Raw genomic sequence first — 15,920 nt, forward strand, 5'->3', positions numbered from 1 at the left:
CGTGCTTTATTTTCCGTTTTCTGAGACGACCCCAACCTCGTTAGGCTCGGCGGCATACCGTCCGTAGTTTTCGGTCTGTTCACTGGTCAGAAAACCGTCACTCATCCCGCATCCTTTCGTAAGGGTATCGCTCTGCTCAAATTTTGATAGTCTCAGATATTATAAGTTTTGAGACCTTTTAAAGTGCGTGCTTACATGAGTATCAAAAATCGTGTTTTATGCTTTATGATACTACGCAGTATCAGTATCGATTTGTGAGACCAATATGGCATTACTGGGATATGCAAGGGTATCAACGAGCCATCAGAAACTGACGGCGCAGATCATGGAGCTGAAATCTTCAGGCGTCAGAGATGACCGGATTTTTACTGACATGATGTCGGGCGCCACGGACGAACGTGAAGGGTTACAACGGCTGCTTGCCCGTGCCGAAAAAGATGACATTATCATGTGTACCAAAATGGACCGGCTTGGCCGCAACACAGCGGATATGATCCACATTGTTGATGCCTGCTATAAAAAGGGAATAGCCATCCGGTTTCTGGAGAATGGACTGAGTACTGAAGGCACGATGGGTAAAATGGTCATTCAGATCCTTGCTGCCGTTGCTGAAGCTGAGCGGGAGCGGATCCTGGAGCGCACAAACGAAGGCCGGGTCATCGCCATGGCGGCAGGCGTCAGGTTTGGACGGAAACCTCATCACAAATCGGCCGCCGCACTGGAGCTTATCCGGCACGAAACGCCCATTAAACTGGTGATGGAGAAAACCGGCATATCCAGGGCCACCTATTTCAGGTTAAAAAAACTGGGCCCAGGCAGTTAACCCGACGCAGGCAGCGATTTTTTCCTGTGCCGGAAAGGGTTTCGCGGTTGATGCTGATGATCCCCTGCTTAAAAACAGAGTTAACATTGCCCACAATATTGCTGGTTTTGATGAGCCGTTAAAGGAGTTTTATGAATGGATGGATGTATCTGGTGATTGCCGGCATAGCCGAAGTCTTTTATGCCGCGTCAATGCTCCGGACTGAGGGATTTACCCGGATCTACCCCAGTATTTTTTGCCTGACATTTATCGGTGTGAGCATGTACTTTTTGTCCCTGGCAACACGGACTATTCCTGTAGGAACCGCTTATGCGGTCTGGGTCGGGATTGGTGCTTTAGGGACAGCAGCGTACGGAATAATTTACTTAAATGAAGATAAGGGCCTGTTACGCATTGCCTGTTTCGGACTGATTCTGGCGGGTATCATTGGCCTGAAAATTCTGGCAGGACACAAGCAGCTGTAGGTTCTCATCCATAAACAGAACTCCGGGGGCATTCTGATTTTAGACATCAGCATGCCTCTCCCTTTCCCCTTTTTGAAATGGGACATTACCCGCTACATTAATAACAGGCGAGAGAACCGACATAACCGGGGGCGGCCAGGAAAAGTTGCCATGATTGACAAAAAGACTGCTTTTTGTTTGTACCTGCATGATTAACGGTGCGAATTTTTTCGGCAAACTATAAATGCGGGCACCAGTGTGATGATAAGCACCTGAATAAATGCCGACGGTAATGAAGGTGGCCCTGTTGATTAATAAGTTTGCAGGGAAATAAAAATCCCCGTCATCACGGGGATTTTCCGGACCCGAATGCGTTACCGGGAAGGATGCGAAGGAGAAAAGCGCAGTATCAGCATACCCGCCAGTGCTGCCAGTACAGAGCCGGCAAGTACCCCCACCTTGACCTCGTCCACCAACAGGGGGCTTTCTGCAAACGCCAGGTTGCCGATAAACAGGCTCATGGTAAACCCTATTCCGCACAGGACCGATACGCCGTAAACCTGCAGCCAGGTACTTTTTTCAGGCCGTTTTGCCAGGCCCAGGCTGACGGCCAGCAGCGACAGGCCGAAAATGCCCGCCTGCTTGCCAACAAACAGGCCCAGCGCAACGCCGACCGGTACCGGCGACATCAGGTCATCAGCCGTCATACCGGAGAGCGCGACCCCCGCATTTGCGAAGCCAAACAGCGGCAGTATCAGAAACGTCACCCACGGATTGATGCCGTGCTCCAGCCGGGCAAGAGGGGATTGTTTATCCGGATCGGTTACCCGCAGCGGGATAAAGAGCGCCAGCAGGATACCCGCGATGGTGGCGTGCACCCCGGACTGAAGCATGAAAAACCACAGCACGCCCCCCGCCAGCAGATAGGGAAACAGCCGGGTAATCCCGGCACGGTTCATGATAAACAGCAGAGCAACCGTGACCGCCGCACCGGCCAGCATCAGAAACGAAATATTACTGGTATAGAAGAGCGCAATAATAGCCACTGCGCCCATGTCGTCCAGAATAGCCAGCGCCGACAGGAAAATTTTCAGCGAGGCAGGTACGCGACTGCCCAGCAGTGCCAGTACCCCGAGCGCAAAGGCAATGTCCGTGGCGGCAGGAATTGCCCAGCCAGCGAGGGTTTCATCGCTGCCCGCATTAAACCATACGTAAATGGCCGCAGGCACGGCCATCCCGCCCAGCGCGGCAAATCCCGGCAGCGCGCGCTGGCCCCAGGTGGCAAGCTGACCGGTGAGAAGCTCGCGCTTGATTTCCAGGCCGACCATCATGAAGAACACGGCCATCAGGGCGTCGTTTATCCAGTGCTCAACGGAGAGGCCGGCGGCGTTGTATTTCAGGAATACCTCATATCCCTCCCTGAGCGGAGAGTTAGCCACGATGATAGCGGCTGCTGAGGCGATGATGAGCACGATGCCGCCGGCTGCGGGCGAGCTGAAAAATGCAGATGGCACTTCTGACATCCTCTTTTTATTTCTGTCTGGGATTTCTGACACACTCCCTCCCTTTATTCAAAAAAAACAGGCCTTCCCCTGATATACAACCGCTGGTTATCAGAGGATAAGCCGGCTGAGCTACGCTGAAGATATAAAAAATACGATAATTAATTGCTGATAAATTAACGAATTAGCGTGACGTTAATTTTATCATAACGTCCGGCCCGCTTCAGGCGGAAGAGGTAAAGCCCTGTAAAGCTGCCGCAGGCAGGGGCATTTTTATCCGTCATCAGCCACACGCTCACAGCAGCCATGTGACGACAAAAAAACCCAGGGCAGTCATCAGAATGGAGCCGGTTACGTGTACCAGCAGTGAAGTAAACGCCCAGAAATAATTACCGGACTGCAGCTGTGAGAATATTTCCAGGGAAAACGTGGAAAACGTGGTCAGCCCACCGCACAGCCCGGTGATAACAAGTAATCGCCAGGCCGGATCCAGGTCAGGATGGCGCATGAACCAGGCCAGCGACGCACCAATGATAAATCCGCCCGCAAGGTTCACTACCAGCGTGCCCGGTGGCAGGTCAGGAAACAGGCTGTTCAGGCGTGCGCCAAGCAGCCAGCGGATCAGGCAGCCAGCGGATCCACCAATGATAATGGCCAGATAAGATTTCACGGGGTTTACCTCTGTGTCAGAGGGAGTATGCAGGCTGATGATACGGGGCGGCCTGACATACTCCCGGTTAAAGGGGAGTAATATCAGGCGTCATCAGCTTCTCAGGGGAAGCGGTTGGGTAAGGTGGAACGCCATCACCTCGCCGCAATTCTGGCCCGGTCACGGGCGTTAATCAAGCGGCTATCCACTGTTTTTGTGCGACTCCCCCTGCGGCGGGCATGAGGAGCCCGTTTTCAGGCTTGACCTGAAGAGCATTAAAAATTATCGTTTCGGCAGCATTTTATATCTGACTGTGAGTCATGCACATTACGCCACCCTGAGTTTCTCTTCGCCCGTCCTTTATCAGAGAGCCTGCCGCGACAGCCAGTCCGCGCCGGGTACCGTTCTCTCATATCCGTTACGGGACTGCCACCTTTCACGGTGAACCCGCGTGTACCTGCTTCAGGGACGCAGGCGCCGTGTCCGCAGCAGCCGGTACGGACACGTCGTGATTAATCGGCGGGCTGCAGCCCGCCTTCAGGGATATTCATGCGTCAGCTTTTTCGGTTTATGTTTCATCACGCCTCTCACCTTACGTTCGGTGCGATGCTGATGGCCATGTCCAGCTTTGGACAGACCTATTTTGTCTCACTTTACGGGCAGGATTTTCGTGAGGCCTTTGGGCTCACCGACGGCGGACTGGGCGGCCTGTACGCAATCGGAACGGTGATGAGCGCCATCACGCTGACCTGGGCCGGACGGCTGATTGACTACACCACGACCCGCCGCTTCACGCTGGCGGTCACCCTTTTGCTGCTCACGGCCTGCCTGCTGGTTTCCGGCGCACAGGCGGCGTGGATGCTGTGCATCGGGTTTTACTTTCTGCGCCTCGGCGGCCAGGGACTGATGGTGCATACTGCGCTGACCGCAACGGCGCGCCAGTTCCCCCTTGATGCAGGCAAGGCGCTCGGCGCCATCGCGCTGGGGCTCTCGCTGGCGCAGGCCGTTTTTCCTGTGATTGCGGTGCAGATAAGCGCGCTGACGGGATGGCGCGCTGCCTGGGGCATCAATGCCGGAATGCTTGTTGCCGGCGTGGGGGTCGCGCTGATGTTTTTGCCCCGCGGGAAAGAGAAGCCGCTGCGTACGTTCAGAAAGCGGGGTGAGGAGAAAGAAAAAGAGGCGCCGGTATGGCGAAACCGCAACCTGCTGCTGGCGCTGCCTGTCGTGCTGGCCTCCCCCTTTATCACCACCGGCTTCTTCTTCCACCAGGCGAGGCTGGCACAGGAGAAAGGCTGGGAGCTGTCGTGGGTGGCGGTATGGTTTATTGCCTATGCCATTACCCAGGCGGTATCGCTGCTGTCGTTTGGCCCGCTGATTGACCGGCTCTCACCACGCAGGCTGCTGCCGTGGTTTCTGATGCCACAGGCCCTGGCCATGCTGGCGCTATGGCTCAGCAACGGTCAGTGGGTGACGCCTTTTTACCTGATTATGACCGGCGTATCGTCGGCCATTGCCTCAACGCTTGCCACCGCGCTCTGGGTACAGCTGTTTGGTCCGGCGCAGCTGGCCAGGGTGCGCTCGGCGGTTGAGGCAGGGACGGTGATTGCCAGCGGGGCATCCCCGGTAATCATGGGCGTGCTGATAGATAACCATGTCACCCTGCATCTTCAGGCCCTGTTCTGCCTGGTCTACATTCTTGGCGCCAGCCTGCTGGCCACCGGTATCAGGACGGATGCGCCGCAATAACGCGCCTTTACCTTCATACCCGTCATCCTCTTTCCCCTGTGAAGGCGGGCCTGATATCAGGCCCGCCTGTTTCATCGCAGCATCAGCAGGGGCTGACGGCTTTCAGACAGCATTTCCGTGGTGTGGCTGCCAATAAAGAATCGCCGTAACCGGGAGTGCCCGCAGGCCCCCATTACCGTGAGGTCGATATCATGGGCGTCCGCGTAGCGGCACAGCGCCCCGGTTACGGACTCGTCTTCCAGCAGGCGTGTCTCGGTCGTGATACCGGCTTCCTGAAGAACAGCCTGCGCATCCTGCAGGGCTGACATGTCACCGTTGACCATCACGATATGACAGCTCAGGCCGTGCAGCAGCGGGCTGACCGTCAGGCGCGTCAGGTTTTTACGGCTCTCACTGCTGCCGTCGTACGCAAACATCACCCGCGCCGGCGGCGTAAACGTCTCCGGCACAATCAGCACCGGGTTTTTCTGCAGGCGAATGACGCTTTCCAGATGGCTGCCTACCTGATTCTGCGTCCCGCGGCGCCCCAGCACCATCAGCCGGACTTCGCCCAGCTCCGCCAGGATTTCGTCCAGTGCGCCGTGCTTTTGCAGCAGCTGTGCGTCCGGCTGTCCGGTCTGCTTCAGGAGCTCCGCACAGCCGGCCAGCACGGCCTTGCCCTGCGCCATCAGCAGCCGGCTGCGCTCACCCTCGACGCGGACCAGCGCTTCGGTCAGCTGCTCCCGGCTGTCAATACCAATGCTCCCGGTCAGGTCAGACACGGCGGGAGTCTCACTCTTTTCGAGCACGTGCAGCAGCGCCAGCGGCGCGCCAAGTTTACCGGCTGCCCAGGCAGCATACTCACAGACCGGCCGGGTTGACGGCGAGCGGTCAACGCAGGCAATAACGGTGTTATTCATGATGCTTTCTCCAGTAAATTAATGGCCACCCATCAGCTTTTCCACTTCTTCAGGCTTGTCATGCACTCCGAAGCGGTCAACGAGGGTGCGGGTCGCGTCATTCATACCCTTGATCTCCACTTCCGTGCCTTCGCGACGGAACTTGATAACCACCCGGTCCAGCGCGCTCACGGAGGTGATATCCCAGAAGTGGGCGTGCGTTACGTCAATCACCACGCGCTCCACCGCTTCACGGAAGTCGAAGTGGCTCATAAAGCGATCGGATGAGGCAAAGAATACCTGGCCGGCTACGGTATAGGTGCGGGTGTCGTCCTTCAGCTCAGAGGAGACCGCCATAAAGCGGGCGACCTTGGTGGCGAAGTTCAGCGAGGCAATCAGCACGCCGGTGAGCACGCCAAACGCCAGGTTATCGGTCGCCACCACCACCACCACGGTGGCCAGCATCACCACGCTGGTTGACAGCGGATGGCTGCGCAGGTTGCTGATGGAGCGCCAGGAGAAGGTGCCGATGGAGACCATGATCATCACCGCCACCAGAGCCGCCATGGGTATCCGGGACACCCAGTCGCGCAGGAACACCACCATCAGCAGCAGCACCACGCCGGCGGTGAGCGTGGAAAGCCGCCCGCGCCCGCCCGATTTGACGTTGATCACCGACTGGCCAATCATCGCGCAGCCCGCCATGCCGCCGATAAAGGAGGTGCAGATGTTGGCCACGCCCTGCGCCTTGCACTCGCGGTTTTTATCGCTCGGCGTGTCGGTCATGTCGTCCACGATGGTGGCGGTCATCATCGACTCCAGCAGCCCCACCACGGCAAGTCCTGCCGAGTACGGCAGAATAATCATCAGCGTGTCGAGGTTAAGCGGGATATCCGGGATCAGAAACACCGGCAGGCTGTCCGGCAGTTTGCCCATGTCACCCACGGTGCGCACGTCCAGGTGCAGCCACATGGAAATGGCGGTCAGCACGATGATGCAGACCAGCGGCGAGGGAATGGTTTTGTTCAGATACGGGAAGAGATAAATGATGCCCAGGCCCGCAGCGGTCAGGGCATAAACGTGCCAGGTGACGTTGGTCAGCTCCGGCAGCTGCGCCATAAATATCAGGATGGCCAGCGCGTTCACGAAACCGGTGACCACCGAGCGGGAGACGTAGCGCATCAGGCTGCCCAGCTTCAGGTAGCCGGCCGCCAGCTGCAGTACGCCGGTCAGCGCCGAGGCCGCCAGCAGATACTGCAGGCCGTGGTCTTTTACAAGCGTGATCAGCAGCAGCGCCATCGCACCGGTGGCGGACGATATCATTGCCGGACGGCCGCCGAGGAAGGCCATAACCAGGGGAATACAGAACGCAGAGTAGAGCCCGACCTGCGGGTCGACTCCGGCGATGATGGAAAAGGCGATCGCTTCGGGAATAAGCGCGAGCGCGACCACAATACCGGCAAGGACGTCACCACGGACGTTACCCAGCCAGTCCTTACGCGTCGAGGACAGCAGCATAGTCATTTCTCAGTTTTTGATTACGGTCAGCCCGTGAGGGCAAAAATTTTACGTACGAAAAAGCACATCCGCAGACGGGATGTTTTTGAGTGCGCGCCGAAGTTTATTCAGTGCGACAGAGGAGGGGTACGACTCAGGGTGGCGTAAGACGCATGGTGGTGTTTATCACTCCTTCACGGCTGACAGAGCAGCGCGGGTAATCAGAAAGACCGGATGAACAGACGTTCAGTACCGGCCACAAATGCCCGCCGGGCAGATGAACCACGGCAAAAAGCGCTTTTTACTCTACACGAATTGTTAACGGGGTCAACGCGCAGGGCAAAAACGCTGTTCATGGAATGCCGGTCAGGCGCATCCGGACGGAAAGTCCTTCTGCATGCTCAGGCTCGTCCGGCGTTCGCACATACATATGATTAAGTGAATATAAATTTGACGGAGAAAGTTTCACAGGTACACTCAGGTCAGTCACAATAAGGAGTCACCATGCCACCCGTGTCCCCCCTGCAGCTTTTTAAAAGCCTTTCCGACGAAACCCGACTCAGCCTCGTGCTGCTGCTACGCGAAAAAGGGGAGCTCTGCGTCTGTGAACTTACGTCCGTGCTGAAAGAAACTCAGCCCAAAATCTCACGGCATCTGGCTCTGCTGAGAGAAAACGGGCTGCTTACCGACCGGCGGGACGGAAAATGGATCCACTATCGTCTGTCGCCTCATATGCCGGCGTGGGCAGCGGCGGTTATCGAACAGGCTTATCTCTGCCAGCGGGATGATATCCGCCAGCTCAGCCGGCAGGCTGAACGCGATAACGCCACCACCAACGGCAAGCCTGTCTGCATTTAAAAATTTACCGGTATATATCTGGATTATCGAATATATTACGCATCGAAAATTTATCAGTCCGGTTTAACAGGCATTTGTATTCAATAGGAGCGGGTATGTTTCTGGCAGGTGCGATTTTCATCCTGACGCTGGTACTGGTCATCTGGCAGCCGAAGGGGCTGAGCATTGGCTGGAGTGCCGTCATCGGTGCGGCGCTGGCGCTGCTGACCGGCGTGGTGCACATCGGTGATATTCCGGTGGTCTGGCAGATTGTCTGGAACGCCACGGGCACGTTCATTGCGGTCATCATTATCAGCCTGCTGCTCGATGAGTCCGGCTTTTTTGAGTGGGCCGCGCTGCACGTTTCCCGCTGGGGAGGCGGCAGGGGCCGGCTGCTGTTCACGTATATCGTTCTGCTGGGTGCCGCAGTGGCGGCGCTGTTTGCCAATGACGGAGCCGCGCTAATTCTGACGCCGATCGTTATTGCCATGCTGCTGGCGCTGGGATTCACTCCCGGCTCCACGCTGGCGTTTGTGATGGCAGCGGGCTTTATCGCTGACACCTCCAGCCTGCCGCTCATCGTATCGAACCTGGTGAACATCGTAACGGCTGACTTCTTTACGCTGGGCTTCAGCGAGTACGCATCCGTCATGGTGCCGGTGAACATTGCCTCCATTGCGGCCACGCTGGTGATGCTTCATCTCTTTTTCCGCAGGGACATCCCGGTCACCTATGACCTGGCGAAGCTGAAGGCACCGCGGGAAGCCATCCGGGATGCACGAACCTTTAAGGCTGGCTGGGTGGTTTTGGTTCTTCTGCTGGTTGGCTTTTTTGCTCTGGAGCCGCTCGGCGTGCCGGTCAGCCTGGTGGCGGCGGTGGCGGCGTTTATTCTCTGGCTGGTTGCCCGCAAAGGACACGTGATTGACGCCGGCAGGGTGCTGAAAGGCGCGCCCTGGCAGATCGTTATCTTTTCGCTGGGCATGTATCTGGTGGTATACGGACTGCGTAACGCCGGACTGACTGATTACCTTTCCGCCGCCCTGAACCGGTTTGCAGAGCACGGCGTATGGGGCGCAACGCTCGGCACCGGCTTCCTGACGGCGGCACTCTCGTCCGTCATGAACAACATGCCCACCGTGCTGGTTGGCGCGTTGTCGATTGACGGTAGTAGCGCACAGGGCGTGGTGAAGCAGGCGATGATTTACGCCAACGTCATCGGCTGTGACCTCGGCCCGAAAATAACCCCTATCGGCAGCCTCGCAACCCTGCTGTGGCTGCACGTGCTGGCACAGAAAAACATCACCATCAGCTGGGGCTATTACTTCCGCGTGGGCATCGTGATGACCCTGCCGGTGCTTTTTGTCACGCTGGCCGCGCTGGCCCTGCGCCTGTCTGTTTAACTTTAACCCCGGGGCTGCGCCCGTGCAGCCCCTTTACGGAGTACCGCTTATGACTGACATTACCATTTACCACAACCCGGCCTGCGGGACATCCCGCAATACCCTGGCGCTTATCCGTAACAGCGGCGCCGAACCCACGGTTATTCTGTATCTGGAAACGCCGCCGTCACGCGATGAGCTGAAGAAGCTGATTGCGGATATGGGCATCGGCGTGCGCGACCTGCTGCGCAAAAATACCGAACCGTACGAACAGCTCGGCCTGGCAGAAGACCGCTTCAGCAATGACGAACTGCTCGATGCCATGCTGGCTCATCCGATCCTCATTAATCGCCCGGTGGTAGTGACACCGCTCGGCACGAAGCTGTGCCGTCCCTCCGAAGTGGTTCTGGACATACTGCCGGACCCGCAGCAGGGCGCGTTTACCAAAGAGGACGGCGAAGCCGTCATTGATGAGCACGGGAACCGCGTCAGCCACTGATTTTTTACCAGGCTGCGGGCATAACAGTGTGGAAAAAGCCGGCATCTGCCGGCTTTTTTATATGCTGCGCTGGTTGACCCGCTCAGAAAGCTGCGCGGCACTCTCTTTCCTTTCGCTGTAGCGGTCGGTGAGATAATCACTGCGACCGCGCGTCAGCAGGGTGAACTTCATCAGTTCCTCCATGACGTCCACTATGCGGTCATAATACGAAGAAGGCTTCATGCGGCCATCCTCATCAAACTCGGCCCAGGCTTTTGCCACGGATGACTGATTCGGGATGGTGATCATCCGCATCCAGCGTCCAAGAATACGCATCTGATTTACAGCGTTGAACGACTGTGAGCCGCCGCTGACCTGCATGACGGCCAGGGTTTTTCCCTGTGACGGGCGGACCGCGCCTGACGTCAGCGGTATCCAGTCAATCTGGGCCTTCATGATGCCGGTCATGGCCCCGTGACGCTCCGGAGAGCACCAGACCATGCCTTCCGACCAGAGAACCAGCTCCCGCAGCTCAGCCACTTTCGGGTGCGTCTCCGGCGCATCATCGGGCAGTGGCAGGCCGGACGGGTTGAAAATTTTCACCTCCGCGCCCATGGCCGTCAGCAGCCGGGCACCTTCTTCCGTTGTCAGCCGGCTGTAAGAGCGCGCCCGCAGCGAGCCGTAGAGCATCAGGATGCGGGGCGGATGCGTTATCTCTCTGGCCTTCAGCTTATCTTCCGTCAGCGGCGCGTCCAGGAGGGCCGGATCGATATTTTTCAGGGCATCAGTCAGGTTGTTCACAATGGGGTCTCTTCGGGAGTCTTTGCGGGTGACAGACTGCAGCTGCCGCCTGCGCAGCATTCTTCTGTCAGAAAGGCCATCAATTGCTCAAGCTGCGCATAGCAGGGCCTGCAGAACAGGGTACGACTCTGCCGTTCCTGGCTTATGAGTCCAGCGGATATCAGCGCTGAAAGATGATGGCTGAGCGTGGAGGCAGGAATCTCAAGGTGCTTCTGCAGTTCGCCAACCGGCAGGCCTTCATGACCCGCCCTGACCAGCTCCCGGTATATGCTGAGACGTGTCGGGTGGCCCAGTTCTCGAAGTGCGTTTGCAGCAGTGTTTAAATCCATAATACCTCCTTTATCTATATTTCCAGAATAATAGAAATATAGCCTGCGTCAATCGTTTCTGCCGTGAGGGTACCGCTTTCCCAATCATGCTCTGTCCGCCAGGTTATGGGGGGCAGAGCCAGAGCACTACCGAAATCCTTGCGAATACCCGTGCAGGGAATAATTTCCGCCCCCTTTATGGCCGGAAAAAAAACTGATAAACGTCGCCTTTTCAGAAGGTTGCTTTCTTAACGTGGTTTTTCGCATGGTTGGACCTCAGACCCCGCTGCAGAGCCGTTCCTTCCGGTGAATATCCCGTCTCGATGCTGGCGGCATACACGGCCGGAACAGGTGCAAACAAAGTCAGACTAATAAGCCCCGACAGACAACATCTGCGGAGTGTACGGTTAATTTTTTTCACAGTATTTCCTTAACGGGTGTTTTAAGAAACGCCGGGAACGGGGGAAACTGGCTTTTCCCCGTTCCCGGGGTTGGACAACGACGCCATGCGGAGGCGTCAGGATTTTGTGGTATGCCGAAACCAGTAGCAGACGGGTCCGTCGCCGGTATCGTGGACAGAGCCCAGGAACCAGCCATCATCATCATTCGGCGGTTCCGGTATCCAGCCACGGGCATCCGGGGCTTCATCCGTAAATCCGGCAGCAAAGGCTTCAGGCGCTTCATCGCGCATTGTCATCACAAAGCACTGAAGTTTATGAGTTCTGAGCCAGTAGCTTAATTCTGCGGAAGTTTCACAACCACTGCGTGCCAGCACAGGATGTGTCCAGTACCCCTGTTCATCACGTTTCACTTCGGCGGCGATAATCATTTTTCTTTCTCCTTGCGTTCAGTATGCTCTGTCGTTGAATTCATACCGGTTATGGATTTTTCGGCAGCATCGGCTCCGCGGTATTTCAGAAACTCTCTGACCCTTCTTACCAGCCTCTCTGAATCCCGATCGCGTAGTAGTGGAATACCGGCCTGCCTCAGAACCTCTTCCAGCAGAATATCGCGCCGGATACGGTGTTTTTTCTGGTGTGAGGCATCATCCAGTTCAACTGCGCCGATGATAGCGAAGGTATGGATGTCAACGATGACCACATCGCAGTGCCACTGTGATGCCATCCGGAAGAGTTGCCACCAGGTCCGGGATCGTGGCCGGATATGGGGAGAGAGTGTGGCAATATCTGCCACCCGGACCTGAGGACACAACAGCCAGCGCTTTCGGCTGGTATGCCTCAGTAATGCCCGGAAAAAATGTTGTTCCCGTGGCGTCATCAGTGTGTCATTACCCACCCAGACCCGCTGGCGACACAACCGTTGCTCAGCCTCTGAGGGGCGAATACCCAGGGCTTTCAGTGACATCAGAACCGGGGAAGTCTTCGTTACTGCGCGTCCTTTCAGAAGCAGCACCAGAAACCCCAGCAAACTCAGCACAACAACGGTACTGCCCGCCATCATTAATATCTTTGCCATGTATTTTATTCCCTGATGTTCCTTTCTTTCCCGATGCGTTTTCCTGTCGTCGTCCTCATCTTTCTGTCCCTCTTCTGATAAGGCAGAACTCTGCCGGCAGCCTGTCGAGCAACGCGCGGCGAAATACATTCGGCAGTCCTCTCCCGGCTACAACATCAGCGATCAGAACTGATATGACGCTAATCTGCAGGACGAGGCACAGGACAAAACCAATCTGGTGCACCAGTTCCGCAGCAGGCATATTACGAAGAGCATTAATCAGGCGGATGGCATCCTGTGGGGAACCCCAGGCGAGAATACCGATACCGACCAGCATCACCGCCGGCGTATACAACAGCCCCCGGCTGATAACCCGTCCGGTCAGGCCTGTAAGCTCCCACCTTTGCTGGCGAAACACCTCATCATCCCGGAGGATTTCCCATTCCAGCCGGGCCTTTTCATGGCGCGGCACCTCGGCCACCACCTGAATACCGTCGCGAATACTGACCAGCGGTGAGACCTCTGGCTTTCTCATCCGGTCGATGTGACGGGTATATAGGGCAAGGCCTGCCCAGAACGGCGCAACAGACGATAAAAGCAGATAAAACCCATTCCCCCGAAAAACGGAAGGGAACAGGAGCATAAGAACCATCGCTAGCACGATACCGCAGAAATAACAGAACAGCTGCTGCTGTTTGCGCAGAATAAAATATTTAAACATAGTATCATTCCTTTTTATTTGATGATTTACGCACGATATGAAAGCCTGTGCATTTCATATATCGCACGTCGTGATGTAATAAAATATTGAAATCAGTTAAATACTGACAGTGGATGACTTAAATTGAAAATTGAGCACTTATAAGCGTCTCATCACCCCGGGACGTGGCAGTCCCGAAGCAGCCATTCACGGCACCGAATGGCTTGTCATTCTTCGCGTCTGCCCATACCCGGGCAACACACATGCCTCAGCCACAATGCCTTTCACCCTTTACCTCTCTTTCGTTTGAATATATTTGTTCTGACTATATACGACAATAATAAACACAACAGTCCCTTCCGGACAGGAGTAATACCAGAACGGACGTAGTCACGTATAATAACCACACCATACAGGGTAAATATTTTTAAGAAAACGAGGGGTCTGTCAGGCCAGGAATATTCACAACCTGACAGCTTATATTTATTTCATTACAGATCTTTCCAGTCAGGTAATTTATTCACCTTTCGCCGCCACAGATGAAAAAGTGCCATCGTCAGGCCAAATAACACGCCCGCGATAAGACTGACTTCGCAGGCGAACAGGAGAGGCATCCCCTGGGCCCGCCACACCGTCCAGTACATCCACAGCCCATATCCAAGGGAGAAATAGCCTGTCATTACGACAAAAACCTGCCAGAGCGGAGCAAACGGCAGCGGGGGAATGTTTATCCCCAGCCGCCACAACAGTCGTATCAGAAGCGGTGCATAATTGCTTTTCCACATCTTACGGCTGGCCATTATCGCCAGCGCCTTTTGTTTCCGCGCTTCAAAATCCATTTCCTCTCCTCGATTGTATTCAGCCAGCTGACTGGCTCCGCATACGCTCAGTTCGCAGGAGTTCTTTCATCATGCGCTCGCTGGCGTACTGCGCTTCCTCTGCAGCGACGGTCGCGACGGCATTCCCCTGCAGATCATAGCGGGAGGCCCCCACCTTCATCCGGGACAGATAGCCCGCAGACCGGGTCAGACTCTTCAGGCACTTAATCACCTGTTTATGCGACAGCGGCAGGTCACGGTTCACAATGTCGGCAAACAGCTGTTCGCGCATGCCTGTTGCCAGCAGACGGGGGGAGTTCCCGTCGAACAGCTGTGGCCAGAACGCCTTCAGGGTCATGATGGCCTGTTCCGGCGGCAGCAGGCGAAGATAACGCACCTGAGGTGGCGTCTTTACCGCTTTAACCGGCGCCGGCGCCGCGTTACGCGCGGCGGCTTCTGCCGCTTGTTTAACCTTCTCAAGTTTCTCTTTCTTTGCCTTCCAGGCCGGCGGGGACGAAACCACCACGACCTTCTTACGGCGCACCACACCAGGGACAGGTGTCGCCTCCGCGGGTGCCGTACTGTTCTCCGCCGGTTTTCGTTTCAGGCTCAGTACAGGGCGTTTTTCTTCACTCATAAGGGGCCATATCAATAAAAGCTACAGGTCTGAGGTATACGATACGCTAACGGTATCATCGTTTCACCTCACAATGCAGTGGACACAACGATGATATCCCCTTGTCACGTTTACGGGCAATGTGCCCTCCCCCGGACCTGTGTCCGGTTTTTTTTTACATCGAGATGACAATACCCAGTACCGCCAGGTGCACTGCATAGAACATCACAAAGAAATGCCGCGGCCAGAAGCGTTTCACACGTTCTCCGGCAGATGAACACACGATCAGCGTCAGCAGCGCAATCGCCAGCCCGGCCGCCGATTCACTCACGTTATGCATATTCATCAGCAACACCATGAGGGCCCACAGCACCCCGTATCCCAGCCGTTCCGGTGCATGCTGTGCGCGACAAAGTAGCCAGCTGGCGGTGAGCATGCCCACTCCGGCCATGCCGTAGCTGCCGGTTGACAGGGGTATCCAGGCGACCAGCAGTCCGACCGCCGGGAGGGTGTAATACCAGGACGGCTGGCTGACCCACCGCAGGACCTGGCCCGTGACGGCAAAGGCAAACAGAATATTCCCGGTATACCACGGGTACCCGATGAGCATAAACGACACCTGGGCAACCAGCGCCCAGCCCCACAGGCTGTTCAGCTGCGACTGGCGTATTTCCGCGTGCCGGGCCAGATTCATTCCCCATGCCAGACCAAACAGCGGAAAACAGCCCCGTCCCAGAAGCCGCATTATCTCGTTATTGTGTGCCAGCAGTAACCCGGCATGGTCGGTGACCATCAGGACCAGGGCCACCGTTTTAATCATATCCGTCTGACCCGGTGTCCAGGTCAGTAATGCCTGCAGCCAGCGGTCAGCGGCTCTGAAACCGATTGTGTGTGCTGTCATCTCTGTATCCTTCTCTCTTTTTACCGCGCCCCGGCAGGGGGTCCGGTGTTAACCGGAGGCCCTGCCGGGGCAGACAAGCCGCAGGCGCG

At 56.3% G+C, this 15,920-nt stretch carries 18 protein-coding genes, 1 pseudogene and 1 riboswitch; of the genes and pseudogenes, 6 read left to right on the forward strand and 13 right to left on the reverse strand.

The window, feature by feature from the left end; genetic code table 11:
- Positions 1-265: 265 nt before the first annotated feature.
- Positions 266-823 (forward strand): recombinase family protein, encoded by a 558-nt coding sequence (locus tag HMPREF3178_RS07725; RefSeq protein ID WP_004118540.1) that lies wholly within the window; start codon positions 266-268, stop codon positions 821-823.
- Positions 824-954: 131 nt separating this feature from the next.
- On the forward strand, positions 955-1,287 hold the full coding sequence (locus HMPREF3178_RS07730) for a DMT family transporter (RefSeq protein WP_004118538.1): 333 nt from the start codon (positions 955-957) through the stop codon (positions 1,285-1,287).
- Positions 1,288-1,640: 353 nt separating this feature from the next.
- Here the strand turns inward: HMPREF3178_RS07730 and nhaA are convergent, their stop codons facing one another.
- On the reverse strand, positions 1,641-2,789 hold the full coding sequence (gene nhaA / locus HMPREF3178_RS07735) for a Na+/H+ antiporter NhaA (protein WP_011977829.1): 1,149 nt from the start codon (positions 2,787-2,789) through the stop codon (positions 1,641-1,643).
- A 274-nt stretch (positions 2,790-3,063) separates the two neighbouring features.
- Positions 3,064-3,438 (reverse strand): fluoride efflux transporter CrcB, encoded by a 375-nt coding sequence (gene crcB, locus HMPREF3178_RS07740; protein ID WP_004118534.1) that lies wholly within the window; start codon positions 3,436-3,438, stop codon positions 3,064-3,066.
- A gap of 77 nt (positions 3,439-3,515) precedes the next feature.
- A riboswitch (Fluoride riboswitch) is annotated at positions 3,516-3,586 on the reverse strand.
- 380 nt (positions 3,587-3,966) lie between these two features.
- Between crcB and HMPREF3178_RS07745 the strand changes: the two genes are divergently transcribed.
- On the forward strand, positions 3,967-5,163 hold the full coding sequence (locus HMPREF3178_RS07745) for an MFS transporter (RefSeq protein ID WP_001549953.1): 1,197 nt from the start codon (positions 3,967-3,969) through the stop codon (positions 5,161-5,163).
- A 71-nt stretch (positions 5,164-5,234) separates the two neighbouring features.
- On the opposite strand, the gene HMPREF3178_RS07750 is transcribed toward HMPREF3178_RS07745, so the two are convergent.
- Both HMPREF3178_RS07750 and HMPREF3178_RS07755 read right to left on the reverse strand, forming a co-directional pair.
- The gene (locus tag HMPREF3178_RS07750; protein WP_070585106.1) at positions 5,235-6,062 is read right to left on the reverse strand and encodes a universal stress protein; all 828 of its coding nucleotides are present in this window, start codon (positions 6,060-6,062) and stop codon (positions 5,235-5,237) included.
- A gap of 18 nt (positions 6,063-6,080) precedes the next feature.
- Positions 6,081-7,559, reverse strand: coding sequence for a SulP family inorganic anion transporter (locus HMPREF3178_RS07755; protein WP_001549885.1), 1,479 nt, complete (start codon positions 7,557-7,559; stop codon positions 6,081-6,083).
- 483 nt (positions 7,560-8,042) lie between these two features.
- Here HMPREF3178_RS07755 and HMPREF3178_RS07760 point away from each other — a divergent pair, with 483 nt between their 5' ends.
- The 3 genes from HMPREF3178_RS07760 (at position 8,043) to arsC (ending at position 10,253) form a co-directional block, all read left to right on the forward strand.
- On the forward strand, positions 8,043-8,396 hold the full coding sequence (locus tag HMPREF3178_RS07760; RefSeq protein WP_001549886.1) for a metalloregulator ArsR/SmtB family transcription factor: 354 nt from the start codon (positions 8,043-8,045) through the stop codon (positions 8,394-8,396).
- A gap of 95 nt (positions 8,397-8,491) precedes the next feature.
- Entirely contained in the window at positions 8,492-9,775 is a 1,284-nt protein-coding gene (locus HMPREF3178_RS07765; protein ID WP_001549887.1) for an arsenic transporter, read from the forward strand.
- A gap of 49 nt (positions 9,776-9,824) precedes the next feature.
- On the forward strand, positions 9,825-10,253 hold the full coding sequence (gene arsC, locus HMPREF3178_RS07770) for a glutaredoxin-dependent arsenate reductase (RefSeq protein WP_001549888.1): 429 nt from the start codon (positions 9,825-9,827) through the stop codon (positions 10,251-10,253).
- A 57-nt stretch (positions 10,254-10,310) separates the two neighbouring features.
- On the opposite strand, the gene arsH is transcribed toward arsC, so the two are convergent.
- The 9 genes and pseudogenes from arsH to traX form a co-directional block, all read right to left on the reverse strand.
- Entirely contained in the window at positions 10,311-11,024 is a 714-nt protein-coding gene (arsH, locus tag HMPREF3178_RS07775) for an arsenical resistance protein ArsH (protein WP_025801347.1), read from the reverse strand.
- Between the two features lie 5 nt (positions 11,025-11,029).
- The gene (locus HMPREF3178_RS07780) at positions 11,030-11,362 is read right to left on the reverse strand and encodes an ArsR/SmtB family transcription factor (protein ID WP_001549890.1); all 333 of its coding nucleotides are present in this window, start codon (positions 11,360-11,362) and stop codon (positions 11,030-11,032) included.
- Between the two features lie 250 nt (positions 11,363-11,612).
- Positions 11,613-11,753, reverse strand: a pseudogene (locus HMPREF3178_RS31625) (phospholipase D family protein); the annotation flags it as partial.
- A gap of 105 nt (positions 11,754-11,858) precedes the next feature.
- Positions 11,859-12,170, reverse strand: coding sequence for a hypothetical protein (locus HMPREF3178_RS07785; protein WP_009309887.1), 312 nt, complete (start codon positions 12,168-12,170; stop codon positions 11,859-11,861).
- Positions 12,167-12,817, reverse strand: a complete 651-nt coding sequence (locus HMPREF3178_RS07790; RefSeq protein ID WP_009309886.1) for a DUF2726 domain-containing protein — start codon at positions 12,815-12,817, stop codon at positions 12,167-12,169. The genes HMPREF3178_RS07785 and HMPREF3178_RS07790 overlap by 4 nt, the downstream gene beginning before the upstream one ends.
- Positions 12,818-12,872: 55 nt before the next feature.
- Entirely contained in the window at positions 12,873-13,517 is a 645-nt protein-coding gene (locus HMPREF3178_RS07795) for a hypothetical protein (protein WP_009309885.1), read from the reverse strand.
- Positions 13,518-13,987: 470 nt separating this feature from the next.
- On the reverse strand, positions 13,988-14,335 hold the full coding sequence (locus tag HMPREF3178_RS07800; RefSeq protein ID WP_009309884.1) for a DUF6404 family protein: 348 nt from the start codon (positions 14,333-14,335) through the stop codon (positions 13,988-13,990).
- 19 nt (positions 14,336-14,354) lie between these two features.
- A complete protein-coding gene (locus tag HMPREF3178_RS07805) occupies positions 14,355-14,951 on the reverse strand; it encodes a fertility inhibition protein FinO (protein ID WP_009309883.1) in 597 nt (198 codons plus the stop codon).
- Positions 14,952-15,105: 154 nt separating this feature from the next.
- Positions 15,106-15,831 carry a type-F conjugative transfer system pilin acetylase TraX gene (traX, locus tag HMPREF3178_RS07810; protein ID WP_009309882.1) on the reverse strand — a complete coding sequence of 242 codons (726 nt, stop codon included), beginning with the start codon at positions 15,829-15,831 and terminating at the stop codon, positions 15,106-15,108.
- Between the last annotated feature and the right edge of the window lie 89 nt (positions 15,832-15,920).

Origin of the sequence: Klebsiella sp. HMSC09D12 (assembly GCF_001808475.1) — a bacterium.
GTDB classification, from domain to species: domain Bacteria; phylum Pseudomonadota; class Gammaproteobacteria; order Enterobacterales; family Enterobacteriaceae; genus Klebsiella; species Klebsiella oxytoca.

Bases quoted from the DNA above. Each gene is read 5' to 3' on its own strand.
- HMPREF3178_RS07745 (WP_001549953.1), top strand. From the start codon at position 3,967: ATGCGTCAGCTTTTTCGGTTTATGTTTCATCACGCCTCTCACCTTACG.
- HMPREF3178_RS07780 (WP_001549890.1), bottom strand. From the start codon at position 11,362: ATGGATTTAAACACTGCTGCAAACGCACTTCGAGAACTGGGCCACCCG.
- traX (WP_009309882.1), bottom strand. From the start codon at position 15,831: ATGACAGCACACACAATCGGTTTCAGAGCCGCTGACCGCTGGCTGCAG.
- HMPREF3178_RS07760 (WP_001549886.1), top strand. From the start codon at position 8,043: ATGCCACCCGTGTCCCCCCTGCAGCTTTTTAAAAGCCTTTCCGACGAA.
- HMPREF3178_RS07800 (WP_009309884.1), bottom strand. From the start codon at position 14,335: ATGGATTTTGAAGCGCGGAAACAAAAGGCGCTGGCGATAATGGCCAGC.
- HMPREF3178_RS07765 (WP_001549887.1), top strand. From the start codon at position 8,492: ATGTTTCTGGCAGGTGCGATTTTCATCCTGACGCTGGTACTGGTCATC.
- HMPREF3178_RS07785 (WP_009309887.1), bottom strand. From the start codon at position 12,170: ATGATTATCGCCGCCGAAGTGAAACGTGATGAACAGGGGTACTGGACA.
- HMPREF3178_RS07755 (WP_001549885.1), bottom strand. From the start codon at position 7,559: ATGCTGCTGTCCTCGACGCGTAAGGACTGGCTGGGTAACGTCCGTGGT.
- HMPREF3178_RS07790 (WP_009309886.1), bottom strand. From the start codon at position 12,817: ATGGCAAAGATATTAATGATGGCGGGCAGTACCGTTGTTGTGCTGAGT.
- HMPREF3178_RS07805 (WP_009309883.1), bottom strand. From the start codon at position 14,951: ATGAGTGAAGAAAAACGCCCTGTACTGAGCCTGAAACGAAAACCGGCG.
- HMPREF3178_RS07795 (WP_009309885.1), bottom strand. From the start codon at position 13,517: ATGTTTAAATATTTTATTCTGCGCAAACAGCAGCAGCTGTTCTGTTAT.
- nhaA (WP_011977829.1), bottom strand. From the start codon at position 2,789: ATGTCAGAAGTGCCATCTGCATTTTTCAGCTCGCCCGCAGCCGGCGGC.
- HMPREF3178_RS07725 (WP_004118540.1), top strand. From the start codon at position 266: ATGGCATTACTGGGATATGCAAGGGTATCAACGAGCCATCAGAAACTG.
- arsC (WP_001549888.1), top strand. From the start codon at position 9,825: ATGACTGACATTACCATTTACCACAACCCGGCCTGCGGGACATCCCGC.
- HMPREF3178_RS07750 (WP_070585106.1), bottom strand. From the start codon at position 6,062: ATGAATAACACCGTTATTGCCTGCGTTGACCGCTCGCCGTCAACCCGG.
- HMPREF3178_RS07730 (WP_004118538.1), top strand. From the start codon at position 955: ATGAATGGATGGATGTATCTGGTGATTGCCGGCATAGCCGAAGTCTTT.